The organism is Stenotrophomonas sp. PUT21 (assembly GCF_052232875.1).
Lineage (GTDB): Bacteria > Pseudomonadota > Gammaproteobacteria > Xanthomonadales > Xanthomonadaceae > Stenotrophomonas > Stenotrophomonas maltophilia_N.
Window position 1 is genome coordinate 2,126,844 of record NZ_CP197645.1, and the last position, 26,327, is coordinate 2,153,170.

The 26,327-nt window shown below is 67.0% G+C and carries 25 protein-coding genes; 11 read left to right on the plus strand and 14 right to left on the minus strand.

The window, feature by feature from the left end; all coding sequences use genetic code 11:
* Positions 1–26: 26 nt before the first annotated feature.
* From ACTT2I_RS09855 to ACTT2I_RS09870, 4 genes are read right to left on the minus strand one after another with little or no spacing between them, the layout of a single operon-like run.
* Positions 27–1,145 carry a hybrid sensor histidine kinase/response regulator gene (locus tag ACTT2I_RS09855; protein WP_293981909.1) on the minus strand — a complete coding sequence of 373 codons (1,119 nt, stop codon included), beginning with the start codon at positions 1,143–1,145 and terminating at the stop codon, positions 27–29.
* Positions 1,142–1,726 (minus strand): chemotaxis protein CheB, encoded by a 585-nt coding sequence (locus ACTT2I_RS09860; RefSeq protein ID WP_293981911.1) that lies wholly within the window; start codon positions 1,724–1,726, stop codon positions 1,142–1,144. The genes ACTT2I_RS09855 and ACTT2I_RS09860 overlap by 4 nt, the downstream gene beginning before the upstream one ends.
* Positions 1,726–2,574 carry a CheR family methyltransferase gene (locus ACTT2I_RS09865; protein WP_172407619.1) on the minus strand — a complete coding sequence of 283 codons (849 nt, stop codon included), beginning with the start codon at positions 2,572–2,574 and terminating at the stop codon, positions 1,726–1,728. Before ACTT2I_RS09865 ends, ACTT2I_RS09860 begins: the two co-directional genes overlap by 1 nt.
* Positions 2,547–5,651 carry a response regulator gene (locus ACTT2I_RS09870; RefSeq protein WP_421099794.1) on the minus strand — a complete coding sequence of 1,035 codons (3,105 nt, stop codon included), beginning with the start codon at positions 5,649–5,651 and terminating at the stop codon, positions 2,547–2,549. The genes ACTT2I_RS09865 and ACTT2I_RS09870 overlap by 28 nt, the downstream gene beginning before the upstream one ends.
* Before the next feature lie 153 nt (positions 5,652–5,804).
* Here ACTT2I_RS09870 and ACTT2I_RS09875 point away from each other — a divergent pair, with 153 nt between their 5' ends.
* From ACTT2I_RS09875 to ACTT2I_RS09885, 3 genes are all read left to right on the plus strand, one after another.
* Positions 5,805–6,962 carry a two-component system sensor histidine kinase NtrB gene (locus tag ACTT2I_RS09875; RefSeq protein WP_293981915.1) on the plus strand — a complete coding sequence of 386 codons (1,158 nt, stop codon included), beginning with the start codon at positions 5,805–5,807 and terminating at the stop codon, positions 6,960–6,962.
* The gene (locus ACTT2I_RS09880) at positions 6,955–7,323 is read left to right on the plus strand and encodes a response regulator (protein WP_088435386.1); all 369 of its coding nucleotides are present in this window, start codon (positions 6,955–6,957) and stop codon (positions 7,321–7,323) included. The genes ACTT2I_RS09875 and ACTT2I_RS09880 overlap by 8 nt, the downstream gene beginning before the upstream one ends.
* Positions 7,324–7,401: 78 nt before the next feature.
* Complete coding sequence (locus ACTT2I_RS09885; RefSeq protein ID WP_088435385.1) at positions 7,402–7,635, plus strand: DUF1653 domain-containing protein; 234 nt, start codon at positions 7,402–7,404, stop codon at positions 7,633–7,635.
* 39 nt (positions 7,636–7,674) lie between these two features.
* Here the strand turns inward: ACTT2I_RS09885 and ACTT2I_RS09890 are convergent, their stop codons facing one another.
* Positions 7,675–8,670, minus strand: coding sequence for a GAF domain-containing protein (locus ACTT2I_RS09890; protein WP_421099793.1), 996 nt, complete (start codon positions 8,668–8,670; stop codon positions 7,675–7,677).
* Between the two features lie 254 nt (positions 8,671–8,924).
* On the opposite strand from ACTT2I_RS09890, the gene ACTT2I_RS09895 reads away from it, so the two are divergent.
* The 3 genes from ACTT2I_RS09895 (at position 8,925) to ACTT2I_RS09905 (ending at position 13,416) form a co-directional block, all read left to right on the plus strand.
* Entirely contained in the window at positions 8,925–9,152 is a 228-nt protein-coding gene (locus ACTT2I_RS09895) for a hypothetical protein (RefSeq protein WP_421099792.1), read from the plus strand.
* 163 nt (positions 9,153–9,315) lie between these two features.
* Positions 9,316–10,530, plus strand: a complete 1,215-nt coding sequence (locus tag ACTT2I_RS09900) for an MFS transporter (protein WP_088435383.1) — start codon at positions 9,316–9,318, stop codon at positions 10,528–10,530.
* A 138-nt stretch (positions 10,531–10,668) separates the two neighbouring features.
* Positions 10,669–13,416 carry a UvrD-helicase domain-containing protein gene (locus ACTT2I_RS09905; RefSeq protein WP_421099791.1) on the plus strand — a complete coding sequence of 916 codons (2,748 nt, stop codon included), beginning with the start codon at positions 10,669–10,671 and terminating at the stop codon, positions 13,414–13,416.
* A gap of 16 nt (positions 13,417–13,432) precedes the next feature.
* On the opposite strand, the gene ACTT2I_RS09910 is transcribed toward ACTT2I_RS09905, so the two are convergent.
* The 9 genes from ACTT2I_RS09910 to ACTT2I_RS09950 all read right to left on the minus strand — a co-directional run bounded on the left by ACTT2I_RS09910 (position 13,433) and on the right by ACTT2I_RS09950 (position 21,819).
* On the minus strand, positions 13,433–14,221 hold the full coding sequence (locus tag ACTT2I_RS09910) for a CHAD domain-containing protein (RefSeq protein WP_421099790.1): 789 nt from the start codon (positions 14,219–14,221) through the stop codon (positions 13,433–13,435).
* 56 nt (positions 14,222–14,277) lie between these two features.
* Positions 14,278–16,218: a response regulator gene (locus ACTT2I_RS09915; RefSeq protein WP_293983344.1), complete on the minus strand. Its 1,941-nt coding sequence runs from the start codon at positions 16,216–16,218 to the stop codon at positions 14,278–14,280.
* Positions 16,205–17,065 carry a sensor histidine kinase gene (locus ACTT2I_RS09920; protein WP_421099789.1) on the minus strand — a complete coding sequence of 287 codons (861 nt, stop codon included), beginning with the start codon at positions 17,063–17,065 and terminating at the stop codon, positions 16,205–16,207. The genes ACTT2I_RS09915 and ACTT2I_RS09920 overlap by 14 nt, the downstream gene beginning before the upstream one ends.
* Complete coding sequence (locus ACTT2I_RS09925; RefSeq protein WP_421099788.1) at positions 17,062–18,078, minus strand: ATP-binding protein; 1,017 nt, start codon at positions 18,076–18,078, stop codon at positions 17,062–17,064. The genes ACTT2I_RS09920 and ACTT2I_RS09925 overlap by 4 nt, the downstream gene beginning before the upstream one ends.
* Entirely contained in the window at positions 18,069–18,470 is a 402-nt protein-coding gene (locus ACTT2I_RS09930; RefSeq protein ID WP_088435375.1) for an anti-sigma regulatory factor, read from the minus strand. Before ACTT2I_RS09930 ends, ACTT2I_RS09925 begins: the two co-directional genes overlap by 10 nt.
* A complete protein-coding gene (locus tag ACTT2I_RS09935) occupies positions 18,467–18,838 on the minus strand; it encodes an STAS domain-containing protein (RefSeq protein WP_019184175.1) in 372 nt (123 codons plus the stop codon). Before ACTT2I_RS09935 ends, ACTT2I_RS09930 begins: the two co-directional genes overlap by 4 nt.
* 1 nt (position 18,839) lies before the next feature.
* Entirely contained in the window at positions 18,840–19,700 is an 861-nt protein-coding gene (locus tag ACTT2I_RS09940; RefSeq protein ID WP_088435374.1) for an STAS domain-containing protein, read from the minus strand.
* A gap of 354 nt (positions 19,701–20,054) precedes the next feature.
* The gene (locus ACTT2I_RS09945; protein ID WP_421099787.1) at positions 20,055–21,095 is read right to left on the minus strand and encodes a hypothetical protein; all 1,041 of its coding nucleotides are present in this window, start codon (positions 21,093–21,095) and stop codon (positions 20,055–20,057) included.
* Between the two features lie 115 nt (positions 21,096–21,210).
* Entirely contained in the window at positions 21,211–21,819 is a 609-nt protein-coding gene (locus ACTT2I_RS09950; RefSeq protein WP_088435372.1) for a hypothetical protein, read from the minus strand.
* 309 nt (positions 21,820–22,128) lie between these two features.
* Here ACTT2I_RS09950 and ACTT2I_RS09955 point away from each other — a divergent pair, with 309 nt between their 5' ends.
* The 5 genes from ACTT2I_RS09955 to ACTT2I_RS09975 all read left to right on the plus strand — a co-directional run bounded on the left by ACTT2I_RS09955 (position 22,129) and on the right by ACTT2I_RS09975 (position 26,168).
* Complete coding sequence (locus tag ACTT2I_RS09955) at positions 22,129–23,463, plus strand: peroxiredoxin family protein (protein WP_421099786.1); 1,335 nt, start codon at positions 22,129–22,131, stop codon at positions 23,461–23,463.
* A 117-nt stretch (positions 23,464–23,580) separates the two neighbouring features.
* A complete protein-coding gene (locus ACTT2I_RS09960; RefSeq protein ID WP_088435415.1) occupies positions 23,581–24,162 on the plus strand; it encodes a YceI family protein in 582 nt (193 codons plus the stop codon).
* Positions 24,159–24,608: a protein-disulfide reductase DsbD domain-containing protein gene (locus ACTT2I_RS09965; protein WP_088435370.1), complete on the plus strand. Its 450-nt coding sequence runs from the start codon at positions 24,159–24,161 to the stop codon at positions 24,606–24,608. Before ACTT2I_RS09960 ends, ACTT2I_RS09965 begins: the two co-directional genes overlap by 4 nt.
* 13 nt (positions 24,609–24,621) lie before the next feature.
* On the plus strand, positions 24,622–25,623 hold the full coding sequence (locus ACTT2I_RS09970) for a cytochrome-c peroxidase (RefSeq protein WP_088435369.1): 1,002 nt from the start codon (positions 24,622–24,624) through the stop codon (positions 25,621–25,623).
* Positions 25,620–26,168, plus strand: a complete 549-nt coding sequence (locus ACTT2I_RS09975) for a TlpA disulfide reductase family protein (protein WP_421099785.1) — start codon at positions 25,620–25,622, stop codon at positions 26,166–26,168. Before ACTT2I_RS09970 ends, ACTT2I_RS09975 begins: the two co-directional genes overlap by 4 nt.
* Positions 26,169–26,327: the final 159 nt, after the last annotated feature.

Here is a 26,327-nt window from a genome sequence, read left to right on the forward strand (position 1 = left end):
ATGCGCCGGGATGGTTCCTGCGGCAGCTAGCGGATCCGCCGCTGCAGCAGGGTTTCAAACAGGACCGTGCCTTCCTGGTTGGCGGCCACCAGGCTGCCGCCATGCGCACGCGCGAACTCGCTGGCGATGAACAGCCCCAGCCCAAGCCCGCGGCTATCGTGGAAACTGGCCTTGAACGGCTCGAACAGCCGCGGCAGCAACGCCTCGGGAATCTGCCCGGCATTGCGCACCTGCAGCCGCAGCGGCGCGTTGCGCTCACCCTCCAGGCGCACCACGACCGGCGCATCGCCACCATGCAGCACAGCGTTGCCGATCAGGTTGGACAGCAGCTGCGCCAGACGGTCCGGATCGCCCTGCAGGTGGGCATCGCCCTGGACCTGCACCTCGATGGTGGCCTGTGGATGCGCGCGGCCGATCTCGGCCACGACCGACGCCGCCACGTCAGCCAGATCGCATTCGGTACTGTGCAGGCGCAGGCCGCCGGTACGGATCTTCGAGAAATCCAGCAGCTGATCGACCATCCGCGCCATCCGCTGCGCGCTGTTTTCAAGATGGCCCAGGGTGCGCTGCACCGCGCCATCGTCGGGCAGGTCCAGCGACAGCTTGTCGGCGCACAGCAGGATGGAGGCCAGCGGCGTGCGCAGGTCATGCGTCAGCACGGCCATCATCGTCTCGTTGAGCGTGAGCGCATGCTCCAGCGCCTCGTTGCGCGCCTTGAGCAGTTGCTTCTGCTGATAAAGCTCGATGAACACATTGACCTTGCTCATGATCACCTGCGGCTCGATCGGCTTGTGCAGGAAATCCACGGCGCCGGATTCGTAGCCCTTGAAGGCACGCACCGGATCATTCGGCGAGGCGGTCAGGAAGATGATCGGCACATCGCGGCTGCGCTGCGAACCGCGCATCAGCTCGGCCAGCGAGAAGCCGTCGATCTCGGGCATGTGCACATCCAGCAGTGCGAGCGCGACTTCGTGCTCCAGCAGCAGCTCGAGCGCTTCGGCGCCGGACAGCGCGCACAGGATCTCCAGGCCCGGGCGACGCAGCAGCGCTTCCATCGCGACCAGGTTCTGCGGAATGTCATCGACAATCAGCAGCTTCACGCAATCAGGGGTGGCCGTCGACCCAGCGGGCTCGATCAGGTTCATCGGGTAAGACCTTTCATACGCGTGCAGATGGAGGTGAGCGGGAGCACCGCGTCGGCACCGGCGTGCGCCAGTGCGGAGGCGGGCATCATCGAGGAATAAGCCTCCTCAGGGCATTGGATCCAGGCTTCGCCACCGGCCTGCCGGACCGCGGCGACACCGTCGCTGCCGTCACTGCTGGCGCCGGTCAGCAGGATCGCCAGTACGCCATCGCCGAAGACATCGGCGGCGCTTTCAAACAGGGGGTCGATCGCCGGGCGCGAGAACAGCACCGGCGGATCGACCGACAGCGCCAGCGTGTCACGATCCTCCACCAGCAGGTGGTAATCGGGCGGCGCGAATGTCACCGTGCCGGCCTGCAGCGGCTGTTTGTCCTCGGCCTCGCGCACCGGCAGCGGGCAGCCGGCATCGAGCAGGTCGGCGATGCGGCTGGGGCGGTCGCGCGGCAGGTGCAGCACCACCAGCACCGGCAACGCCAGCGTTGCGGGCAGCGCCGACAACAACGCCTGCAGCGCACTGACGCCACCGGCCGAAGCACCGATGACCACCAGGTCGAACCGGCTGCGTTGCGAAGCGCCGCTCATCAGGCCAGCTTCCGGTACAGGCGCTGATCGCGCGCGCACGCTTCGAACAGATCCGCATGTGCGCCGAACTGCAGCGATTCCTTGCTGCCCAGGCCAAGGAAGCCGCGGTGGACCAAGGCTTCATGGAACAGGCCGATGGCACGGTCCTGCAGCGGCCGCTGGAAGTAGATCAGCACGTTGCGGCAGGACACCAGGTGGACTTCGGAGAACACGGTATCGGTGGCCAGGCTGTGGTCGGCGAAGACGATGTTGCGCTTCAAGCGGCGATCGAACACCACGCTGCCGTAGCCGCTGCTGTAGTAATCCGAGAGCGAGCCGGTGCCACCGGCAGCCAGATAGTTGCGGCTGAACTGCGCCAGCCGGTCCAGCGCGAAGGCACCGGATTCGGCCGCCTGCAGCGCTTCGGGATTGATGTCGGTGGCGTAGATGATCGCCCGGTCCAGCAGCCCTTCCTCGTGCAGCAGGATCGCCAGCGACCACACTTCTTCGCCGGTGCTGCAACCGGCGATCCACAGCTTGATCGAGGGATAGGTGCGCAGCACCGGCACGGCGTGCTCGCGCAGCACGCGGAAGTATGGCGGATCGCGGAACATCTCCGAGACCTGCACGGTGAAGTACTGCATCGCCTGGGCGAAGGTCTCCGGCTCGTGCAGCAGGCGGTGCTGCAGCGCGCCCATGGTCGGGCAGTCGAACCGGGCCATGGCATGGCGCATGCGCCGCCGCAGCGACGCCAGCGCATAGTCACGGAAGTCGTAGTGGTAGCGCTGGTAGACCGCCTCCAGCAACAACTTCAGCTCCAGGTCGAACAACTCCGTTTCATTCATCGGCGCGAGCACCACACGCGGCACAGCGAAACCAGCTTGTCCACGTCGATCGGCTTGGCGATGTAATCATTGGCGCCGGCCTGCAGGCAGTGCTCGCGGTCATCGGGCATCGCCTTGGCGGTCAGCGCGATGATCGGCAGGTCGCGCCAACGGTTGTCGGCGCGGATCTCGCGCATGGCGGTCAGCCCGTCCATCTCCGGCATCATGATGTCCATCAGCACCAGGTCGATTTCCGGGCGCAGCTTCTCCAGCGCTTCGCGGCCGTTGCGGGCGATATCCAGGGTGACCCCGAGCGGCTCCAGCACGCTGGAGAGCGCGAAGATGTTGCGCACATCGTCCTCGGCCAGCAGCACGGTGCGGCCATCGAGCACCGCATCGCGGCGGCGTGCTTCGCGCAGCAGGCGCTGCTGGTCGGTCGGCAGCGAGGCCTCCACGCTGTGCAGGAACAGGGTCACCTCATCGAGCAGACGCTCGGGCGAGCGCGCGCCCTTGATGATGATGCTCTTGGAATAGCGGCGCAGGCGCTGCTCTTCGTCGCGGGTCAACGCGCGGCCGGTGTAGACGATCACCGGCGGGAACGCGACGGCGTCATTGCCGGCCATGCGTTCGAGCAGGTCGTAGCCGGTGCCGTCCGGCAGCGTCAGGTCGGTGACCATGCAGTCGAAGGTGGACCCGGCCAGCTCGGCCATCGCTTCGGTGATGGTGCCGACCGCCGTGATTTCCAGCTGGTCACGGCCAAGCAGCAGCTGCAGGTTCGAACGCAGCTCGCTGTCGTCCTCGACGATCAGCAGGCGACGCATGTCGCGCTGGCTGGTCGCCTCCAGCTGTTGGATCGCCCCGACCAGACGCTCGCGCGTGGCCGGCTTGATCACATAGCCGATCGCACCCAGCTCCATGGCCACCTGCGAGCGCTCCAGACCGGAGACCACATGCACCGGGATATGGCGCGTGGCCGGGTCACGCTTGAGGCGCTCCAGCACGCTCAGGCCGGAGACATCGGGCAGGCCGATATCGAGCAGGATGCCATTGGGGAGCAGTTCGGCAGCCAGGCTCAAGGCTTCTTCGGCGGTGCCGGCAACCACGCAGTCGAAGTCAAGTTCGTGCGCCATCGACACCAGTGCGCTGGCGAAGGCTGCATCGTCCTCGACCACCAGGATCATCCGCCCGGCGCGGCTGCGGCGGCCGCGGTCGTCCATGACCTTCGGCGCAGGCGCCGGGGTGGGCTCGGCATGCGCCTGGCCCAGCGGCGCGGCGGCCGGCCTGGTCGGCGCTGGCACCGCGGCGGGGCGGACGTCATGCACCACGTGGTGCGCATCGCCCATACCGCCACCGGCCAGCAGCGGCAGCTCGAGCGTGAAGCAGCTGCCCCGGCCCGGCTCGCTGGACACACTGATGCTGCCGCCCATGCGGGCCGCCAGATCGCGCGAGATCGACAGACCCAGCCCGGTGCCACCGTAGCGGCGGCGGGTACTGCCATCGGCCTGGCGGAACGCCTCGAAGATGACGGCGGTCTGTTCTTCTGGAATGCCGATCCCGGTATCGGAGACGGCGAACTGGATCCGCCCTGCCCCGGCACTGCGCACTTTCAACGAAACGCTGCCGTGCTCGGTGAACTTGACCGCATTGGCGAGCAGGTTCTTCAGGATCTGCTGCAGGCGCTGGCTGTCGGCCAGCAACTGGGTGGGGGCATCCGGGGCGGCACTGATCTCCAGGATCAGGCCCTTCTGCACCGCCATCGGTTCGAAGGTTTCCTTCAGGCGCTGCAGCACGCTGGACACCGCCAGGTTCTCTTCGACCAGCTCCACGTGCCCGGCTTCGATCCGCGACAGGTCGAGGATGTCGTTGATCAGCGCCAGCAGGTCGTTGTTGGACGAGTGGATCGCCTGGGCGTACTTGACCTGCTCGGCGGTCAGCGTGCCGTCCTTGTTGTCGGCCAGCAGCTTGGCCAGGATCAGCGCGCTGTTGAGCGGCGTGCGCAGCTCGTGGGACATGTTGGCCAGGAATTCGGATTTGTAGCGCGAACTAGCCTCCAGTTCATTGCTGTTCTGCACCAGCTGGGCCTGCGCCAGCAGCAGCGCCTGCTGGCGCGACTCCAGCTCATGGGTGCGCTCTTCGAGCTGCACGTTGGTCTGCTCCAGCTCGGCCTGCTGCTGCTCCAGGTTGGCCTGGGAGTGCAGCAGGCTGCGGCTCTGCTCTTCCAGCTCCTCGTTGGCCACGCGCAGCTCTTCCTGCTGGGTCTGCAGCTCTTCACTCTGGCGCTGGGTCTCTTCCAGCAGTTCCACCAGCTGCGCATTGAGCAGCGCCGCGCGCAGGGCGATGCCGATCGGTTCGGCGCACTGCAGCAGCAGCGCCATTTCCAGGCTGCGCGCGGGCGACACACCGGCACGGCCCAGCTCGATCACGCCGATCACCACGCCATCGGCCGTGATCGGCCCCAGCAAGCGCTGGTGAACGGTGGTGCGGCCCAGCGGGGTATCGATATCCAGCGGGCTGTCACTGTCTTCCAGGCGACGCGCGCGGCCTTCGCGGATGATCTCGCCCCATTGCCCGGCATGTGCCGGGAGCGCCTCGGGCAGCTGCGACGGCAGCGCGGAGCCGCCAACCAGCACCAACCGCTCGCCCTGCAGGCGGTACATCGCGCCGACATCGGCATTGAGCTGCGCGCACAACGCACGCATGGCCTGGTCGGCCAGCTCGCGCGGGGTCGGATCGCCCTGCAGGCTGGTGCCGACCACATTCTCGCCGGCCTGCAGCCACAGCGCATCGGCCGCTTCACGGCGGGCGCCGATGGCCTTCATCACGGTCAGCGCCATCATCAGGAACGCAACGCCACCGATGCTGCGGTTGACGAAGGAAAACGCGGAGTTGCTGCTCGCCGGCGCCACGTTGTAGCCCACCGCCAGCAGGATGCAGGACCCGATCGCCACCAGCAGCGGCACTTCCATGCGGCGCTGGAACAGCGTGATGCCGACCGCCATGAAGTAGGTCAACCAGACCGCATAACCCAGCGGCACCACCATCTCCGTGCCCAACGTGGCGGCCATCAAGGCGGCCGACGCAAGCCAGATCCAACGGTCACGGGAGGTGGGCGCAGAATTCATGCCGTGTTCCAGCTTAAAAGGGGGCTGATGGTACCCGAAGCGGTAAACGGGTGTTAAGCGCCAGAAGTCAGCGCGTTTGCCGCACGTTCTTGACACTTTCTTCACATCATCGCCCCTACGGTTCGGTCCCTTATCGGGGAGTCGATAACCGTCGTGGTCCAGGCCGTATCCAGCGTTGCACCGCTTGCCGACGAAAGCCGGCAGCTGAAGCTGTTGATCGACAATGTGAGCGATCACGCGATCTATCTGCTCGATACACAGGGCAACATCTGCAGCTGGAACCGTGGCTGCGAACGGGTCAAGGGCTATGCCGCCGAGGCGGTGATCGGCAAGCACGTCGGCCTGTTCTATACCCCCGAAGATCAGCAGCTCGGCGTTCCGCAGCAGGCGTTGGCCTATGCCCGCGACCATGGCCGCTTCGTCGGCGAAGGCTGGCGGGTGCGCTGCAATGGCGAGCGTTTCCGTGCCGGCGAAGTGATCGAGCCGGTCCGCGAAGACGGCGCCCTGCTCGGCTTCGTCAAGGTCACCCAGGACGTCACCGAACGCTACCAAGCCCAGCGCCTGCTGCAGGATGCGCAGCGCGCGCACGTGCAGCAGCGCCAGCTGGACAACGTGGGCCGCCTGACCCGGGGCCTGGCCCATGAATTCAACAACCTGCTGACCACCATTGGCAATGCGCTGGACCTGATCGCGCTGCGCCCCGGCGCCGACGGGCGTACCCAGGAGCTGGTGGACCTGGCCCAGGCCGCCGCTGACCGGGGCTCCCTGCTGACCCGCCAGCTGCTGGCATTTTCCGCGGACCAGACACTGGTGCGCGAGCCGGTGGTGGTCCAGGAGTTCCTGCTCGACGCCCTGCCGGTGCTGCGCCGCGCCTGCCCGCCGGGCATCGAGGTGCAGTTGGATTTGATGCCGGATCTGCCCCCGATCGTCACCGATGGCGTACAGTTGCACAGCGCCGTGTTGAATCTGGTGCTCAATAGTGGCGAAGCGATGCCCCAGGGCGGCACGGTCACGATCACGGCCGAGGTCGAACAGCGCCTGGCACCGGATCTTTCCCAGCCCATGCGCCGCCACTATGTCGCCATCGCGGTGACCGACCAGGGCAATGGCATGCCCCCGGACATCGCCGAGCGCGCCAGCGAGCCGTTCTTCACGACCAAGGAAATCGGCAAAGGCAGCGGGCTGGGCCTGAGCCAGGTGTTCGGCTTCGTGTCCCAGTGCGACGGCTTCGTCGACGTACAAACCGCCCCCGGAAGGGGCACTACCGTCCGCCTGTTGTTACCTGTCATTGAGGAAGTCGAGCATGTCTGAGCCCCTACGCGTATTGATGGTCGAAGACCAGCAGGATCTGCGTGAACTGATCGGCCAGGCGCTGCAGGACTTCGGTATCGAAATCCACACGGCCGACGACGGCCCGGCCGCGCTGCGCCTGATGCAGGACCCGGGCGGGTTCGATGTGGTGTTCAGCGATATCAGCATGCCCAACGGCATGAGCGGCGTGGAGCTCAGCGAACACGTGGCCGACGTGCTGCCCAACGCGCGCATGATCCTGGCCTCCGGCTATGCGCGTTCGCAGTTGCCGCCGCTGCCGGAGCATGTTGAATTCCTGCCCAAGCCGTATCGCCTGCGCCAGCTGGTCACGTTGCTGCAGTCGCCGGCCGCACCGCTCTGAGCCAAGCGCTCTGAGCGCCGAGCGCTGTTCCCCGCCTTCCGCGCCAGCACCTGGCCGCGTTGACTGTCCCCCACGCCCATGTCCGATCTCCCTTCTCTTCCCACCCTGCCCCTCGGCCACTACCGCCATTTCAAGGGCGGCAACTACGAGGTGATCGGCGTTGTCCGCCACAGCGAAACGCTGGCGCCGATGGTGCTGTACCGGCCGCTGGACTCGGAGGTCGGCCTGTGGGTGCGCCCGTACGAAATGTTCATGGCGCAGGTGGAGGTAGAGGGGCAGTGGCGGGCGCGTTTTGCGCGGGTTGATGGGTGAGGCTGAGCGCTTCAGCCCCAGCCCGCGTTGCCGGCAGGATCAGCCGGCCACAGCCCGCGCCGCGCCCACCAGCGCACGCAAGCGCGCCGTCACCGCGCGGAACTGCTCCGGCAGCGTCACCGCATCCAGTGCATCGACCTGACGCGAGAGCACCGACAGCGCTTCGGCCATGCTGACCACCGGCTGCCCTGCCTCCGCGGGCGCCTCCTGGACCTCCAGGTGCGCGCCGATCACCCCCGCCAGCACTTCGAAGCCTTTCACCGTCGCGGCGTCGAGCTTGGAAGGAGTGGGATCCAGCGCGCACAGCGTGCCGTGGAAGCCGCCATCGCGGCGGAACAGCGGCACCGAGATGTAACTCTCGAACCCATACAGCGCCGGCGTGGGATGGCTGGAGAACACCGGGTGGGTACTGGCCTGGTCGAACTGGACCAGATGGCGATGCTCGCGGATCTCATCGCAGATGGTGGTTTCCAGCACGAGGTCATCGCCCGGACGCAGACCAAAATCCAGGCGGTCATGCACAGCGCAGGCGGTCCAGCGGTCTGCGGTGACGCGCGCTACGGCCACAAAGCGCATCCCGGTCATCGCACTGGCCAGTTCCAGCATGCCCGGCACGGCCGGCATCGCAAGCAATGCCGCGACATCCTCCAGACGCGGGTCCGTGGAGCTGGCGAGTGATGCCACCGGCGCCGCGCCCGGACCATCTTCGTCCAGCGGGTTTTCCAGCGCGGCCAGGCGACGGTCGAGCACCTTCGTGTTGACCTCATTGAAGAGGCCGCGCACTGAAGCTGACAACGCCCGGGCGTCGGCTATCGCGCCCACGAAATGGATGCCCTTGCCGACCAGGCGGATCTGCTCGACGCCGTGGTCCACGCGCAGCGACGGCCACGCCAGGCGGTGCAGCATGCGCATCCAGTCATTGCGCGGGGTCTCATCCAGCAGCGCAGTGACAATCACCCGCTGGGCAGCTGGTCCGTCCTGCGGGCCCGGCAGATCAAAGCCGATGAGGGCGGGGAAGCCCGGACTGGTAGACATCTCAACCTCTCTGGGGGCCTGGGGCAGCCATCGAAAGGGTGGCCTTGAGCGTAAATTGTCGCATGAATGGGCGAGACTGGCCGTGATCGGGTGCTATTTCTGGCGCCCGCTGAGTCACGGTGTCGCCACCGCCAGCCTGCGCGTGCATCGGGAGCAGAGCGGCTATTATTGTCCTGCGGCGGATATCGCCGCAGCGCCGGTGCAGCAGGCGGCGGATTGAACGGACAACCTCTCAACGACAAGGACGTGACGGCATGGGTGCGACGGGTCAGAGTGTTTCGGTAGTGGTCGGGATCGTCTGGGCGCTGCTCGGGCTGCTGTGGATCTTCGTTCCGTTTGCCATCTTCGGTATCAAGGGCCTGCTGCAACACATCGTGACCGAACAGCGCAGGACCAACGAGATTCTCACCCGCGTGCACGGCGACCGCATTCCGCCGGCGGCTCCGGAACCCCAGCCGTTCAGGGTCGGGCCGTATCCGTGACCTGGGGGCCATAGGCAGCGTTTGCCTGTGTTGCGTGGCTGCCTTGGCAACCCCGGCCTCGTGACGGCGCGTCGTGCGGATCCAGCGTTCCACGCGCGCCGCTGATTAATGCTGCGTCGCAGCAGTACAATGCGGCGCTTCCCCGTTCGACGCTGCTGCCTGCATGAGCTCCTCTTCCGTCCCTTTGGCCGCCCGGCTTTCGCCGCGCGAGCGCACCCTGATCCTGCTGGCCTTGTCGCTGGGCGGCTTTGCCATCGGCACCAGTGAGTTCGCCAGCATGGGGCTGATGCTGGAGATCAGCCGCGGGCTGTCGATCAGCGAGACCCAGGTCGGTCACCTGATCAGCGCGTATGCCATCGGCGTGGTGGTCGGTGCCCCCGTGCTCGCCTTCGCCGGCGCCGGTTTCGCCCGTCGCAACCTGCTGCTGGCCTTGATGGGTTTCTATGCCATCGGCAACCTGGCCAGTGCGCTGGCCCCCAACTACGGCACGATGCTGCTGGCGCGCTTCGTCGCCGGCCTGCCGCATGGCGCCTACTTCGGTGTGGCGATGCTGGTGGCCGCGGCGATCAGTCCGCCAGCACAGCGTGGCGCGGCGGTGTCCAAAGTGCTGCTCGGCCTCTCCGTAGCGATCCTGGTCGGCAATCCCCTCACCACCTGGCTCGGCCAGCAGGTCAGCTGGCGCACCGCGTTCGCCTTGGTCAGTGTGCTGGCGATCGCCACCGTGGCGATGATCGCGCGCTTCCTGCTGCCGGATCCGGATGAAGTACGGACCTCGCCGATGCGCGAGCTGCGCGCGTTCAACCGCACCCAGGTGTGGCTGGCGCTGGCGATCGGCTCGGTCGGCTTCGCCGGCATGTTCTGCGTGTTCACCTATCTCGCCCCGACACTGGTGCAGGTCACCGGACTGGCCGAATCGTGGATGCCGCTGGCTGTGGGCATCTTCGGCATCGGCGCGATCATCGGCAACGTGGCCGGTGGCTGGCTGGTGGACCGCTTCCAGTTCCGTGCGGCCGCCGTGGTGCTGGTCTGGTCGATCCTGGTGCTGCTGGCCTTCCCGCTGGCCGCGCAATCGGTGTGGAGCGTGTTCCCGATGATCATTGCGGTCGGCACCATGGGCGCCCTGGCCGCCGTGCTGCAGACCCGCCTGATGGACGTGGCCGGCGAAGCGCAGACGCTGGCAGCCGCCTCCAACCATGCCGCGTTCAATACCGCCAATGCACTGGGCCCGTGGTTTGGCGGCATGGCGATCGGCGCCGGCTTCAGCCCGGCCGTGACCGGCTACGTTGGCGCCGCCACCGCGCTGGGCGGCCTGCTGCTGTGGTGCGTGGCGATGCTGGTGGACCGCCGCGCGCGCGGCGTGCCGGCGCTGCAGCAGTAAGCAGCGCTCGCCAACAGGTTGTTTGAAAATCCCCGCCTGCGCGGGGATTTTCATTTCTCTATCATGGGTGTCCGATCAAACCGCGCCTCATGGTTGTTCCGGCCACGGCCGCAACGAAGGCCGCAGCTGGAAACACCGATGACGTACGAATGGGCCCCGAGCGACTGGGGTCAACGCCTCACGCGATCGCCGCACTGGCGCCTGCGCCTGGAAGACGACGGGCTGGTCCTGACCGTTGACGGTCATCGGCATTACGCGCCGCTTGAGGCACTGCAGGTGCATCCCCGCCTGCCCTGGGCGCGGCTGACCCTGCAGCGTGACGGACATGCCCCCCTGATCCTCGGCGGCCTGTCTGTGGCGTCCGCGCGCTTGCTGGCGTCGGCACTGGAGGCGCGAAGCAGCGAGCAACGCCAGCGCGATCATGTCGCCCTGTTCCAGCAGTCCCACACCGCCATCCAGCGGTGGCTCGCCCAGGTGCAGGCGGCTACCGACCTGGCCGACGAAGAATCCCTGTGGCTGACCCACGAGCAGCAGCAGGCGCTGCTGCAGGCGCGCCCCACCCTGCCGCTCGACGAAGACGCGCTGTGGACGGTGTTCGATGATGCCGACCTGCGCAGCCAGCTCGATGGCGACCCCGCCGCGATCGAAGAAGCGCTGATGCTGTGGCTGGCCGACTGGCCGACGATGTGGGCACGCCGCAATGAGGCGCATCAGGCGCGCGAACGGGTTGCCAGCCGTGCGTTGCTGGATCGCGTCGAAAGCCGGCCCCTCACCGATGAGCAGGCCCGCGCAGTGATCTGTTTCGACAACCGCGTGCAGGTGGTGGCTGCTGCGGGTTCAGGCAAGACCTCGACGATGGTGGCCAAGGCCGCCTATGCCATCGAACGCGGGCTGGTCGCGCCCGAGCGCATCGTCATGCTCGCCTTCAACAAGGACGCCGCCACCGAGCTGCAGGCGCGTGCGGACCGCGCGTTCCAGCGCCTCGGCCTGGATCAGGTGCGGGTGGAAGCGCGCACCTTCCATGCGCTGGGTCGGCAGATCATCGCCCAGGCCACCGGGCAGATGCCGCAGGTACCGGACTGGGCGGTCGATGCCACGCAGGGGTTCCACCGGCTGGCCGAGATCATCGACCAGCTCAAGGACCGCTCGCTGCATTTCCGCACCCAGTGGGACATGTTCCGGCTGGTGTTCGGCCGTGACCTGCCCGTCATCGGCGGGTCGTTGGACGCCGAGGAGTGGGACAAGGATGGCCAGGGCTATGTGCGCACCCTGCAGGGCGAGCGCGTGCGCAGCATCGAAGAATGCGTGATCGCCGACTGGCTGTTCTACAACGGCGTGGCGTACACCTACACGCGGCGAGATGCGTTCGATGCCGGGACCGATGCGTACCGCCAGTACCGCTCGGATTTCTACTATCCCGGCATTGCGCTGTATCACGACCACCTTACCCCGGAGGGACACGATCTGGCGCCTGCGCCTCGCCGGGGCGAACCGGGGGCCCGCGATGGCATCGCGCGGATCGAGACGACCCCGCTTCAGTTGCGCACCGGCGAACTGTTCGTGCGGCTGGGCGAGGCCTTGTCACATCGAGGTATCGAACTGGACCCGAATCCCGACCGCGAACTGCCCGAGGGCGGTGCGACCCCGATGCCGGACAGCGAGCTGATCGGCCTGGTGCGCACCTTCATCAGCCACGCCAAGAGCAACGCGCTGCAGGTGGAGGACATGGTCGAACGGCTGCGCCGCCTGCCCGACGATCACTTCAAGCACCGCTACCGCCTTTTCCTCGAACTGATCATCCCCATCCTGGACGGCTGGGACGATGCCCTGGTCGCCGAAGGGGGCATCGACTTCGAGGACATGCTCAACCAGGCGGCCGAACACCTGGAACTGGGCCGCTATGTCGCCCCCTTCGATCTGGTGATGGCCGACGAATTCCAGGACGCCTCGCGCGCCCGTGCGCGGCTGTGCCGGGCACTGGTGCAGGCGCCGGGCAAGCATCTGTTCGCGGTCGGTGACGACTGGCAGTCGATCAATCGCTTTGCTGGCGCGGATGTCTCGGTGATGACCGGCTTCGTGGACTGGTTCGGCCAGGGCCAGGTGCTCAAGCTCGAACAGACCTTCCGCTGCCCGCAGGCGCTGTGCGATGTGTCCAGTGCCTTCGTGTCACGCAATCCGGCGCAGATTCCCAAAGAGGTCCATTCGGTCACGCCAGCCTACGGCGCGGTGCTGCAGGCCTTCCAGGTGGCCTCGCGCGACCGGCTGGCCGGCGCGGTCGAGCAGTATCTGGAGCGGCTGCACCAGCAGCTGTTGTCCGGCCAGGCGCCGCCCGGCCGCGATGGCAAGGTCACGGTGTTCGTACTCGGCCGCTACAACGCAGACCGCGTGATGCTGCCGGCTACGTGGCGGGCGCGTCATGGGCAGCACATGGACGTCAGCTTCCTTACGGCGCACCGCGGCAAGGGTGCCGAGGCCGATTACGTGATCCTGCCCGGCATGCTGGACCGGCGCTTCCCCAACACCCGCGCCGACGACCCGGTCCTCTCCCTGGCGATGCCCGACAGCGATGCGTATCCGCTGGGCGAGGAGCGCCGCCTGTTCTACGTTGCATTGACGCGCGCGCGACGCTCGGTGGCGATGTTCACCGTGCAGGGCCGGCGCTCGGCGTTCCTGACCGAGCTGGTCAATGAGGGGGCGGTGCGCGTCACCTCCATGGCGGGTGAGGCCATCCATGAGCAGGCCTGCCCGGCCTGCAAGGTGGGCGTGATCGTGCCGCGCACCGGGCCGTATGGCGCGTTCCAGTCGTGCTCGGGCTATCCGCGCTGCGAGTACAAGCCGCCGAAGGTGGGGGGACAGCCGGGCGTGCGCACTTTCGCGGGGGCCTGAGCCGCACGCGCAATGCTCAGCCCAGCGCGGCGGCCATCTCGGCATCGATCTGCGCAAGCAGTCCCCGGCGGTCGTCCACGCCCGGCATCACCCGCACCAGGTTGCGCAGCATCCGCAGATCCTGCTGCTGGCCGAGCTGATCGCCCAGCGTGTGCAGTGCCCGCGCCTGTCGGCCCGGGCTGCGGCGCTTGAGCGAGGCGGCCAGCGCGCTGTCCAGCACTGGCAGTGCTTCCAGCTGCATGCGCAGGCGGCGCACCCGCCGGCGCCAGCGGTGCAGATCCTCGGTATCGCGGCTGCGTGCGGCGCGCTTCTCCGCCTTCGCCGTGCGTCGCTCACTGCGGGCCACTCCCTTGCGGATGTCACGCGCCCTGAGTGACTCCCAGGGCTGGGCCTGGAGGTCACGCGCGATACGCACCAGTGCCGCGTGGCGACGTGCGAACGCCGGGTCGCGCGCGAGCGCCTGGGCGAGGCGTGCATCGCGGCGGGCCGTCAGTCGATGACATACCGGCGCCCACGGCTGGGCGGGCTGCTGCGCGGCCAGCCGTTTGCAGGTGTCCACCACCACATGGGCATCGCGCAATGCCGACAGCCCCTGCCCGAGGCGGCGCAGTGCGGCGTCGACGAGGTCTGTCTCAAGGGGGCTGTTGTCCAGCAGTGCGAGCAGCGCGCGAAGGCGGCGGATCGTCTTGCGCGCCCGATGCACGGCATCGTGGATATCGGGTTGGGGCGACAGCGCCTCGGCGATGGTGATGCACTCACGCGCCGCCAGTGCGCGGGCGGCTGGGCCGATGGCGGGTGGCGACATGGTGGGTTCCCCCGGAGGCGTCAGGGGATTGTACCCATGCCGCGGCACGCTGCCCGTCAGCCGGGGTTGAACATCTGTCGCACGCCCCGCAGCAGCTCGTTGACGCTGAACGGCTTGGGCAGCAGCGACATGCCCTGCCCGAGGAACTCGTTACGGACCGCCGCGCTCTCGGTATAGCCGGTGACGAACAGCACCGGTAGATGCGGCCGCAGGGCCCGCGCCGCGTCGGCCAGCTCGCGCCCGTTCATGCCCGGCAGGCCGACGTCGGACAGCAGCAGGTCCAGCTCACGGTCCGAATGCAGTTCCAGCAGCGCCTGCTGCGCGTTGATGGCTTCCACCACCTGGTAACCGGCTTCGACCAGCATCTCCCGGACCATCATCCGCACCGAATCGGTATCGTCCACCAGCAGGATGCGTTCGGCGCTGCCCCGGGGCAGCTGTGCGGGGAGCGAGGCTGGGGCGACCGGCTGGAGCTGACCCTCCGGCAGCAGCAGCTCGATCTCCGTGCCTTCGCCACGTTCGCTGGCGATACGTGCACTGCCACCGGACTGACGCGCGAACCCGTAGGTCATCGACAACCCGAGCCCCGTGCCCTCGCCCTGCGGCTTGGTGGTGAAGAACGGCTCGAACACCTTGGTCAGCAGTTCGGTAGGAATCCCGACGCCGTTGTCGAGCACGGTCACGGTGATGTAGTGGCCAGGGGCCAGCTCGTGGTCACGTTCGATATGCGCCCGCCCGGCGCGGATCCGGATCAGGCCCTGGCCGGACAACGCATCGCGGGCGTTGATGACCAGGTTGAGGATCACGTTCTCGAACTGGTTCGGGTCGGCGACCGCGATCAGCGGTTCCAGCCCCAGCTCCAGCTCCAGTTCGATGTTCTCCCCGATCGAGCGCTGCAGCATGTCTTCCAGCGAGCGCACCCGCGCGACGACGTCGAAGGTCTGCGGGTCCAGTGGTTGTTTGCGGGCGAACGCCAGCATGCGCTGCGTCAGCGCCGCCGCACGGTGTGCCGAGCCAGTGGCGATCTCGACGTAGCGCGAGGCCTTGTCCCATTTGCCGCTGGAGGCGGCAATCTCGATCATGTCCAGCCCGGAGATGATCGTGGTCAGCAGGTTGTTGAAATCGTGCGCGATGCCGCCGGTGAGCTGGCCCAGCGCATCCATCTTCTGCGCCTGCATCAGCTCGATTTCCGTACGCTCGCGCTCGGCGATCTGGAAGGCCAGTTCAGACGTGGCGCTTTCCAGTTCCTGGCGCTGCTCGTTGGCACGCGCATGGTGCTCGGTCGTATCTTCGATCAGCACCAGCCCCTGCCCGGCCGCCTGGTACGGGGTCACCCGCCACTCGGTCATGCGGATCGCACCGCCGACGCGAAGGCTGAAGGTGCCCTGCCAGCGCTCACCTTCGGCGAGGGCCACTTTCAACGCGCTCAGTGGTGCAGCTTGGTCCTGCAGCAGCTGATCGAGTTGGCCGGGGCCCATCTGCTGGCCGAGCAGACGGGTGAACGCGTCGTTGGCGTCGTGCGCGTTGAGGTCGGCATCCAGCAACGCGATCGGCGCATTGATATGGCGGAAGATTTCACGGAAGCGCGCCTCGGTCTCGCGCAGCGCCTCTTCAGCGCGGCGGGCGCGCAGCAGGCTGCGCAGCGTGGCTAGCAGCACATCCGGATCCACCGGATGGATCAGATACGCATCCGCACCCGCGTTGAGGCCGGTGATCATGTCACCGGTCGCGATCGACGCCGCCGAGACGTGCACCACCGGCAGTAACTGCAGCCGGGTGTCCTCACGCAGCCGGCGCACCACGTCGAACCCGCTCATGTCCGGCAGGTTCACATCCAGCACCAGCGCGCCGAAATCATGCTCGGCCAACCGTTCCAGACCCTCACCCCCGGTACCGGCTTCCTCGACATGGAACCCGTGGTGTTCGAGCACGCGGCGTACCGCGTAACGCGTCGCCACGTTGTCGTCCACCACCAGGATGCGATCAGGACTCGCCATGCGCGGCCTCCGTGGCCAGGGTCAGCGGCAGCACCACATAAAAGTTCGAGCCGGTGCCGAGTTCGCTTTCGACCCCGACATGCCCGCCCAGCAGCTCGGCGAAGCGCTTGCACAGCGACAACCCCAGGCCGGTCCCGCGCAGGCGCTTCTGCAGCGGTGTATCGACCTGCACGAAATCCTCGAACAGGGTCGACTGCAGCTCGGCGGGGATGCCGATGCCGGTATCGCGCACGCTGAAGCGCACGGCCGCCTCCCCTTCCAACCGGGTCGACACCACCACCTGGCCATTGGGCGTGAACTTCAGTGCGTTGGAAATGAAGTTGCGCAGGATCTGCGCCAGCTTCTTGTCGTCGGTATACAGCAGCGGCATCACCGGTGGATCTTCGAACACCAGATCCACCTGGTTGCCTTCCACCAACGGACGGAACATGCCGCGCAGGGCCGAGAACAGGTCCATCAGGTCGAACCAGGCCGGTGAAATGGTGATCCGCCCGGCTTCGATCTTGGCCAGGTCCAACAGGTCGTCCACCATTTCGCGCAGCTCGCTGGTGGAGGCACTGATGAAGCGCACCTGGCGGCGCTGCTCGTCGGTCAGCGGGCCGTCCATGCCGTCCTCCAGCAGCCGCGTCATGCTCAGGATCGAGCCCAGCGGCGTGCGGAATTCGTGGCTCATGTACGACAGGAACCGGCTCTTCAGTTCGGACACCTCACGCAGCTGCTCGGCCTGCTGATCCAGCTCGGCATACAGCGCGAGCACGCCCTGGTTGGTCTCATCCAATTCGGCACGCAGCGCATCGGCTTCCAGTCGCAGCCGCTGCAGTTCCTCATCGTGGGGGGTGACGCTCAATGCAGATCTCCAAGACGCAGGGCAACAATGCCGGCGTCATCCCGGCCACGATCGAAATCACGCTGCAGCACCGCCACGATCACCGCCGGATGGCGGTGGAACAAGCCGGGGTAGTCACGCAGGCTCCAACGCGCCTGTAGTCCATCGCTGTGCATGACCAGCAGCGTGCCTGTGGCCGCGTGAAAATGGAATGGTTGTGCCTTGCGGTACTGCACCCCGACGATCCCCGGGTGCGAGGCCAGCCCACGCGAACCGGTAGGCTCGCACAGGCTGGCGGCGATATTGCCGATACCGGCGAACTCGACCTGGCCGGTGGCCACCTCCACACAGGCCACCGCCGCGGCGCCCCCCCGGGTGCCGGACATGCCGGCGTGCAGCACCCCGATCGACGCCGGGGCGCCGCGCGCGGCAGCATGCGCGACCGCGTCCACGCCCGCCCACGCAGCATCGGCCGCGGGAAGTCCATGGCCGAGGCCATCGATCACGGTGACAGAGACGGTCTGCGCATCTGCGCGCAGATGCCACGCGTCGCCACAGGCAATCTCGTGGCGCATCGGAAGGCGCAGCGCACCGTAGGCGATATCGATATCACGCGGCGCGCGGCTGGCGTAGATCCGCGCGACCACCACCGCCCCCTTGGCATCGGACCACGCATCGAGCACGCTGGCCTGGCGCTGGATCGCGCCGAGCCCGAGGCCCTGGGTGCCGCCGGTTGAGTAGCCGTCTGGAAGACAGTCGGCCAGGGAAAAGCCCGGGCCGCCATCCACGGTGCACAGCTCCACACCGTTACCGCCGCGGCCACAGACCATGGACAGGTACATACGGCCGCCGCGCCCATGTTTGAGCACGTTGGTGGCCATTTCAGTGGCCACCAGCGCCGCGCGGCCGGCATCCATGTCATCCAGGCCGACATGATCGGCCAGCGCCAACGCTTCGCGCCGGGCCTGTCCAACCTGCGAGGTTTCTTCGACCACCACGACCCGCGTTACCTGGCCGGCGAAGTTCAGCTCCATTTGGTGATCGTGATGCGGGTGCCCTGCCCGGGTGCACTCTCCAGTTCGAATTCATCCACCAGCCGGCGCGAGCCGGACAGCCCCAGGCCCATGCCCGAACCGGACGACCAGCCATCGGTCAGCGCCTGCGCCACATCCGGAATGCCCGGGCCGTTGTCGGCGAAGACCAGCCGCACGCCCTTGCGCAGCCCCTTCTCCACCACGTCCCAGTCCATCGTCCCGCCCCCCCCGTAGATCACGGCGTTGCGTGCCAACTCACTGGCGGCAGTGACCAGTTTGGTTTGATCGATCAGGCGCAGCTTGCAGGCCACGCACACCTGGCGCGCGGCCTGACGGGCCAGCACGACATCCTGCTCGATGCGGATCGGCAACGAACCACGGGTGGCACTCATGAGGCCGCTTCGTCTTCGTCGGTGCGCTGCAATAGCTTCATGCCGCGCTCCACATTCAGCGCGGTGCGCACGCCACTGAGGGTGAGGCCGAGCTCCACCAGCGTGATCGCCACCGCCGGCTGCATGCCCACCACCACGGTGGTGGCATCCATGATCCGGGCCAGCGATGAAATGGTGGCGATCATGCGGCCGATGAACGAATCGACGATATCCAGCGCGGAAATGTCGATCAGCACGCCGCGTGCGGAAGTGCTGCGGATCTTCTCGGTGAGGTCATCCTGCAGGGTCAGCGCGAGCTGATCATGCATGTCCACCTGGATGGTCACCAGCAGCAGATCGCCCATCTGCAGGATCGGGATGCGCTCCATCTCAGCGGGCGGTCCGGGTCACGGTCTGGCCGGTGCGCTTGAGCGCGAGGGCCAGTGCGTCGGCCAGGTTGGCCTTGGTCACGATGCCCTGCAGGTCCAGCCCTAGGTGCACGATGGTCTGCGCGATCTGCGGCCGCACGCCACTGATGATCGCATCGGCGCCCATCAGGCGGATCGCGGTAACGGTCTTGAGCAGGTGCTGGGCCACCAGCGTGTCCACGGTGGGCACACCGGTGATATCGATGATGGCGATTTCCGAACCGGTATCGACGATGCGCTGCAGCAGCGATTCCATCACCACCTGGGTGCGCTGCGAGTCCAGCGTGCCGATCATAGGCAGCGCCAGCACGCCTTCCCACAGCTTCACCACCGGCGTGGACAGTTCCAGCATTTCTTCCTGTTGGCGCTGGATCACGTCTTCGCGCGTCTTCTGGAACACGCTGACCGTATGCAGGCCCAGCTGGTCGATCAGCTCGGAGAGCGCCCACAACTGGTTGCCCAGCTGCGCTGGATCATCCGCGTAGCCCTGCTGGATCAATTCAAACAGCGGGCGCTTGAGCGAGAAGATGAAGCTGGCGGTCTCTGACGAATTGAACCCCTTCAGCACGCGCTCGCGGGAAAGCTCTTCCAGGAAGCGGCGGATGTCCTGCCACTCCACGCGTGCGATCGAGCTGACGTCGGTGGCCGACACCGCCTCGAGGAACAGGCGCCAGAACTCGCGAACCTGGGTGTCCAGCTCGCGGGACGACAGCCGGCCGTCCTGCGCCTGGCTGGAACCGGCCAGATTGCCGGCCCACGCGGCCAGCAGGGGCTCCTGATGGCTGCGGATGAGATCGATCGTGCGCTGCTGCAAAGCCGCCATGGAAAGGGTCCTGAAAAGAAGGGATACACCGGGTGGGCTGGCGACCCATCACCGATATGAATGGGGGTCGCAATCATCAAAGCTTAAATGAATTCAGGAAGATTGGGCATGACGGCAGATGCCGATGGCGTGAAGGCTCCCTACACCTCCCTGACTGATTCAGATTACTGCGATCGGCGGTGCCACAGCGTCCCTCCATGGGCGTCCCGCCACAACGCATCAAGCCGCCCGAAGGCGGCCTGATGGTGGAGCGGTCAGCGCAGCAGCGCGAACAGGAGCAGCAGCGGAATCGGAATGCCGAGCATCCACAGCAGAATGTACTTCATGGTGTTTCCTCCCTTGGGATGATCAGGTTCACAGGTCGCGGCGACGGCCGCCCCAGGTGGCACTCAGGCTGGCAATGAAGGCACCGATCAGCAGCGTGATGAACAGCCACAGCGCAGCGTAAGCGGTCGCCTTGCGGGCATCGTCGGCCGCCTGCTTGGCCTGCTGCTTGGCGTTGTCCAGCGCCGCACGCAAGCGGGTCTGCACATCGGTCACGCGGGCCTGCGCTTCGGCCTGGCTCATGCCGGTCTGTGCCGCCACCAGCTGACCCAGGTACTGCGTATCGGCCGGGTCCATGGTGTCGGACTTGAGGCTGTTGACGATGATGCGGTTGACCTCGGTACGCACCTCACGGCTGTCCGGACGGCGGTCTGCACCCAGCATCGGGCGCGGCGGCGGCGGTGCGCCGTTGACCGGCGGTGCCGGCGGTGCCGCTGCATCGGCCGGACCGGCCGGCGGCGCGGGCTGCGCTGCGGTCGGGTTGGCGCGGAACAGCGAATCCACCCAGTACTGCACGTCACCCTGGTCACTGCCCATGGCGGCCGAGCCCGCACCCGCGGCGGCGATACCACCGGCAGTGGAAGCTGCCGCACCTGCGGTGGCACCCGCCACCTTGGCACCGGCACCGAGAATGCCACCGATCGCAGAGGTCAGCAGCGCGGCCGTCAGCAGCGTGGCCACGGCCCACGACACGAAACCATGTGCGGTATCGCGGAAGTAGGTTTCATCGCCATGCAGATTGCTCCACTTCGTGCGCAGGCGACCGGCCAGATAACCACCCAGGCCGGAGGCCGCGATGGCGGTGAAGGTCAGCCATGCAATGCTGGACCAGCCGAAGGTCTCGGCTGTCACGCCTTCAAACGACCACGGCGAGACTGACGACAGGCCCAGGCCCACGCCGAGAATCACCAGGATCAACGAAAGCGCGGCCGCAGCAATCGCACCGGCCAGGATCGCGCCCCAGGACACGGCGCTGTCGCGCGGAAGATCCACCACCGGCGGTGGGGTGACCACGGCCACGGTCGCCGCAGCGACGGGCTCGGGGTGGGCGTAATCGCCTCGGGTATTCATAGCGTATGGCACTCCTTTTCATGCGCTGCGGACGCAGCTCGCATCGGCAGGCTGCGCTTCAGCTCGTGAAATATGCGAGACGCTGAAAACAAGACGGTGTGGATATCAGGCCTGATCAGACCCGCCGACCGAGCAGCATGATCACACCCACCAGCCCACCCAGCGCACCGACAGCGGCCAGTTCGATGGACGGCTCACGCAGCCGCAATGCCATCACCATGCACAGCGCGCCCAATCCGATGATCACCGCGCCGATGGCGGCCGCACGCGCGGAGCCATAGAAGTGCGTGCGGCGGATCGGTTCGCTGACCGCCGGCTGCTGGCGTTGCCAGGTCGCCAGCGCCTGCTCGAATTCGCGCAGCAAGCGATCTCGGCTCTGCAGATCGGCCGCACTTACCATCAGTGTCGCCCGGCCCGGCCGCACCAGTTTCAGATAGTCATCGGTGCCCCAGCTGGACAGCTCATCGAAGGGCACCGCATCGCGCCGCGAGAACATCAAACCGTCGGGCAGGACCATCACTTCGTTGCGCGTCGGGAACCCCTGGAAGGCCAGCAACGGCGGCAGCACCAGGCACAGCATCGCCACCACGATGGCGACGCCCACCGGGCCGCGATTGAGCACGATGAACATGAAACTGCCCGCCGCCAACGCGAATGCGAGCGGCACTGCCAGCTGGTGCCAGCGGGTGTAGACCGAGACCTGGATACCTTCCCTTGGCTTCACGATGACCTCCCTCCTTTATCGGCCCGCGGCCGAACGGCTCAGGCCACCATGGTCTTCGATGTCGTGCACAGCGGCAAATCCGCTGATGTCAAAACGGTTATCAGCCTGCCATCGTCGCGCCGGTGAATATGCTGATGAACATGCGTTCCAAGCCGCGATGAACTTTTACGACATTCACGTGGCAATAATCCAATCACGCCATCGATGGCACGTGACCGGCCAGGGATGGCCTTTCAGCGGATGCAGTGGAACGGGGGCTGCATCGCCGGCGACTTGGCGCGTCCAAGGGGATTATCTGGAAGCACTCTCATGACACTGGCATTATCCGGTCGCGTCCTCGCGACCCTGTTCCTGGCCTCAAGCCTGTCCTTCGCCGCATCGGCGGCGACCAAGGCACCCTTTCCTGCCGAAGGCGTCTGGCGCGGCGAATTCACCATCGATGGCGACCCCATCCCCTTCAATTTCGAAGTGAAGGGCAAGCGCGCGCAGGACGCGACCTTCACCCTGCTCAACGGCACGCGCACCGACAGATTCAAGGTCACCCCGCGCGAAGACGGCATCTTCTCGGTGCGGATGAATACCTACGATGCGGTGCTGGAAGGCAACGTTTCCGAGGATGGCAAGCACCTCGTGGGCCAGTACAAGGACCTGGTCCCCAGCCGCAACGGGGCGCGCAACCTTGCCTTTACTGCCGAACAGGGCGCGGCGTGGCGTTTCGTCAAGCCCGGCCAGGATGAGGCGCCGGCGGCGGACCTCAGCGGCAAATGGGCGGTGCAGACCATCGACAAGGCCGCCCGCCAGGACAAACGCAACCAGGTGGCCCTGCTCAAGCAGGAGGGAAATCGCCTCTCCGGCGTGTTCATGACCGTCGTCGGCGACACCCGCGAACTGGAAGGCACCGTGCAGGGCAATCGCTTCTATCTGTCCGGCTTCAGTGGGCCGAGCCCGCTGCTGATCCGCGGCACGATCGATGAGGACGGCAACATCCAGGGCGCATTCGGCAGCGGTATCTACAACGTGGTGAAGTTCGAGGCCGAGAAGAACGACAAGGTGGAGCTGCCCGATCCGTACAAGCTCACCTTCCTCAAGGATGGCCAGGAGCGCATCGATTTCAGCTTCCCCGATCTGCAGGGCAAGCAGGTCTCGCTGCAGGACGACAAGTATCGCGGCAAGGTCGTCATCGTTGAAGTGATCGGCACCTGGTGCCCGAACTGCACCGACCAGACCTACTTCCTGGCGCCGTGGTTCAAGCAGAACCAGCACCGGGGCGTCGAAGCGGTGGCGGTCGCCTTCGAGCAGGAAGACAACTTCGATTACTTCAAGAAGACCCTGACCACCTTCAAGGATTACTTCGACATCCGTTACGACATCGTGTTCGGCGGCATCGCCGACAAGAAAGTCGCTACCGAGAAACTGAAGGGCCTCAATTACATGGCCGCCTTCCCCACCACGATCATCATCGGCCGTGACGGCAAGGTTCGGGAGATCTACACCGGTTACACCGGTACGGTGACCGGCGAGTATCACCAGGATTACGTGGCCCGTTTCAACAGCCTGCTCGATGGGCTGATTGCCGAGCCCGATCCGTATGCGGCAAGCGCCTCGACCGCGTCCACGACGCCGGCACTGGCCATCGCCCCGTAACCCTCCGCGGCGGCCGGCATGCCCGGCCGTCGCGGCCCTCCCTCCTGCGTTGCACGCCCGTACGGCACCCCCGCGATGCCGCGGGCGGCTGCGCGCCTCGACAAAGAGACCCGCCCCATGCGCACCGCCCTTCTGTTGACCCTGCTCACCGCCGCCACCGCACCCGCCGCAGCGATCGCCGCCCCGGTGACCTACCAGCTCGACCCCACCCACACCGATGTCCTGTTCACCTGGAACCACAACGGCTTCTCCTTCCCGACCGGCCGCGCGGCGATCAGCAGCGGCACGCTCATCTACGACGCGGCCAAACCCACGGTGTCGCAGGTGCAGGTGGAGCTGCCGCTGGCCGAGCTGGCCACGCACGTGCCCAAGCTCGACGAGATCGTCAAGAGTGACAAGCTGTTCGACGTCGCGAAGTTCCCGCAGGCCACGTTCCGCAGCACCTCGGTCAGCACGCAGGGGAGCGGCCGCCTGAAGATCACCGGCGACCTGACCCTGCACGGTGTCACCCGCCCGGTCGTACTCGATGCCACCCTCAACAAGCTCGGCGAGCATCCCAGCCGCAAGGTGCCCACGATCGGCTTCAATGCCACGGCCGTGATCCGCCGCAGCGAGTTCGGCCTGGACGCATTCCTGCCCAACATCGCCGATGAGGTACAGCTGCGCATCACCACCGAGGCGCAGGGGGCGAAGGAGTGAGGCACGGCATCCTCACCCTGGGGGTTGCGCTGCTGCTGAGCACTGGCAGCGCGATCGCTTCCGATACGCCGAAGGTCGCCCTCGATCCCCGGCTGGAGGCGCGAGCGGACGGGTCGCGCGAGCTGGTCATCGACGCCCGCATTGAGCCGGGTTGGATCCTGTACGCCTCGGACTTCGAGCAACCGCAGATCGGACCGCGCGCGGCGCGCGTGATCCTGGCGGACCAGGCTCAGCCGCACGGCCCGCTGCGCTCGGTGGATGCGCGCGAAGGCCACGGCCGCAGTTTCGCCGGCGACTACCGCTACACCTACTTCAGCGAGCGGGGGCAGCTGCGCCTGCCCGTCGCGGCGGGCAGCACGCCGGTGACCGGCACCCTGCGCGCGCAGGTCTGCTTTGAGCAGAGCGGGCTGTGCGAGCTGGTCCAGCAGGAGATCGCCGCGCGTTGAGCGCGGCATCGTCATGCCCCGTCGCGTCCGTCCCCTCGCCCTGCTGGCCGCGCTGATCGGCGGTGCCGTGCTGGCCCCGGTGTTTTCCGCCGATGCACCGACCTACGACGGCGATCTGTCCGACAACCCCCGCGCCCAGCTGGGTCGCCAGCTCTTCTTCGATCCCATCCTCTCGCGTGACCGCACGGTCTCGTGCGCCAGCTGCCACCAGCCCGCCCGCGCGTTTGCCGATGACCGCGCGCTCAGCCTGGGGGTGGAAGGCCGCCTGGGCACCCGCAACACCCCGAGCGTGATGAACAGTGCCGGGCGCACCCGCTTCTTCTGGGATGGCCGCAGCGAAACCCTGGAAGAACAGGCCCTGGCGCCGATCGCCAACCCGCTGGAGATGGACCTGCCGGTGGATGACGCCGTGGCCCGGCTGCTTGCCGACCCGGCGTGGGTGGCACGTTTCCAGGATACCTACCGTGCCGCCCCCAGCCCGCGCACGCTGGGGCGCGCCCTCGCCGCCTACCAGAAGACCCTCAACACCGTGGACAGCCCTTACGACCGTTACGCACTCGGCCAGGAAGACGCGATCAGCGACGCGGCCAAGCGCGGCCGTCTGTTGTTCATCACCAAGGCGCAGTGCGTGAGCTGCCACGCCGGCGAGGATTTCACCTCGGACCGCTTCAAGAACATCGGCATCTACAACGGCCGTGAGTTCAACGACGAGGGCCGCGGCGGCGTCACCGGCGACCCTGCGCAGAAGGGTGAGTTCAAGGTGCCCGGCCTGCGCAACGTCGCGTTGACGGCGCCCTACATGCATAACGGCATGTTCAAGACGCTGCGCGAGGTGATCGTGTATTACGACGACCCCGGCAAGGTGATCCCCGATTCGATCGGACGCGATGCGCAGCTGCGCGACCCGCTGCATCTCACCGAAGCGGAGATCGACGACATCGAGCAGTTCCTCCACACCCTCACCGACGATCGCTTCGCATCGCGCGCGACGTCCTCGACGGCCTCGCCTCCATGACCCCTCCTGTTTCGCGCCTTTCAGCGCTTCTGGCCGCCATGCTGATGATGGCGCTGCCCATGGCAGTGCTCGCCGGGCCCCCGCCCGCCGCCACGCCCGCCGCCACGCCCACCCACCACGCGGCACCCGCCCTGCACTGGACCGACCTGGACGGCGCCCCTGCCACGCTGGCGCAATGGCGGGGCCGCCCGGTGCTGCTGAACTACTGGGCCAGCTGGTGCGGCCCGTGCCTGAAGGAACTTCCGGACCTGCAGCGCTTCTCGCACGCGCAGGCCCCGTTGCCGAATGGCGTGCATGTCGTCGGCGTCGCACTGGATGACGTCGCGGCCGCCAGGGCTCTGCGCGACCAGCTGCAGCTCACCTACCCGCAACTGGTGGAGAGCGACGGCCCACCCGGCACCGCCGCCGCCTTCGGCAACCGCATCGGCACGCTGCCGTTCTCGGTGCTGATCGATGCGCACGGCAATGTCCTGCAGGTCCACAACGGGCCCTTGCATCCGGCCGATCTCGCCCGCTGGGCCGCTGCCGCGGGCGTCGCGCCGTGATCCGCACCGCCCGCATTGCGGCCACGGCCGCTGCCGCTGCAACGCGCTGTCGCCCGGGTCCGCTGCGCCAACGTGCCGGCTGACCCGCCCGTCCCGGCACCGCCTGCCTGCCCGCACGCCTGCCCGCCGCATGCCCTGCCGCATCGCGGCCCACCTACT

Excerpts from the sequence above, each read along its gene's own strand:
- ACTT2I_RS09905 (WP_421099791.1), top strand. The coding sequence starts at position 10,669 with ATGACGTACGAATGGGCCCCGAGCGACTGGGGTCAACGCCTCACGCGA.
- ACTT2I_RS09885 (WP_088435385.1), top strand. The coding sequence starts at position 7,402 with ATGTCCGATCTCCCTTCTCTTCCCACCCTGCCCCTCGGCCACTACCGC.
- ACTT2I_RS09880 (WP_088435386.1), top strand. The coding sequence starts at position 6,955 with ATGTCTGAGCCCCTACGCGTATTGATGGTCGAAGACCAGCAGGATCTG.
- ACTT2I_RS09930 (WP_088435375.1), bottom strand. The coding sequence starts at position 18,470 with ATGAGTGCCACCCGTGGTTCGTTGCCGATCCGCATCGAGCAGGATGTC.
- ACTT2I_RS09935 (WP_019184175.1), bottom strand. The coding sequence starts at position 18,838 with ATGGAGCGCATCCCGATCCTGCAGATGGGCGATCTGCTGCTGGTGACC.
- ACTT2I_RS09940 (WP_088435374.1), bottom strand. The coding sequence starts at position 19,700 with ATGGCGGCTTTGCAGCAGCGCACGATCGATCTCATCCGCAGCCATCAG.
- ACTT2I_RS09955 (WP_421099786.1), top strand. The coding sequence starts at position 22,129 with ATGACACTGGCATTATCCGGTCGCGTCCTCGCGACCCTGTTCCTGGCC.
- ACTT2I_RS09855 (WP_293981909.1), bottom strand. The coding sequence starts at position 1,145 with ATGAACCTGATCGAGCCCGCTGGGTCGACGGCCACCCCTGATTGCGTG.
- ACTT2I_RS09975 (WP_421099785.1), top strand. The coding sequence starts at position 25,620 with ATGACCCCTCCTGTTTCGCGCCTTTCAGCGCTTCTGGCCGCCATGCTG.
- ACTT2I_RS09900 (WP_088435383.1), top strand. The coding sequence starts at position 9,316 with ATGAGCTCCTCTTCCGTCCCTTTGGCCGCCCGGCTTTCGCCGCGCGAG.
- ACTT2I_RS09970 (WP_088435369.1), top strand. The coding sequence starts at position 24,622 with ATGCCCCGTCGCGTCCGTCCCCTCGCCCTGCTGGCCGCGCTGATCGGC.
- ACTT2I_RS09945 (WP_421099787.1), bottom strand. The coding sequence starts at position 21,095 with ATGAATACCCGAGGCGATTACGCCCACCCCGAGCCCGTCGCTGCGGCG.
- ACTT2I_RS09870 (WP_421099794.1), bottom strand. The coding sequence starts at position 5,651 with ATGAATTCTGCGCCCACCTCCCGTGACCGTTGGATCTGGCTTGCGTCG.
- ACTT2I_RS09960 (WP_088435415.1), top strand. The coding sequence starts at position 23,581 with ATGCGCACCGCCCTTCTGTTGACCCTGCTCACCGCCGCCACCGCACCC.
- ACTT2I_RS09895 (WP_421099792.1), top strand. The coding sequence starts at position 8,925 with ATGGGTGCGACGGGTCAGAGTGTTTCGGTAGTGGTCGGGATCGTCTGG.
- ACTT2I_RS09860 (WP_293981911.1), bottom strand. The coding sequence starts at position 1,726 with ATGAGCGGCGCTTCGCAACGCAGCCGGTTCGACCTGGTGGTCATCGGT.
- ACTT2I_RS09910 (WP_421099790.1), bottom strand. The coding sequence starts at position 14,221 with ATGTCGCCACCCGCCATCGGCCCAGCCGCCCGCGCACTGGCGGCGCGT.
- ACTT2I_RS09925 (WP_421099788.1), bottom strand. The coding sequence starts at position 18,078 with ATGGAGCTGAACTTCGCCGGCCAGGTAACGCGGGTCGTGGTGGTCGAA.
- ACTT2I_RS09915 (WP_293983344.1), bottom strand. The coding sequence starts at position 16,218 with ATGGCGAGTCCTGATCGCATCCTGGTGGTGGACGACAACGTGGCGACG.
- ACTT2I_RS09890 (WP_421099793.1), bottom strand. The coding sequence starts at position 8,670 with ATGTCTACCAGTCCGGGCTTCCCCGCCCTCATCGGCTTTGATCTGCCG.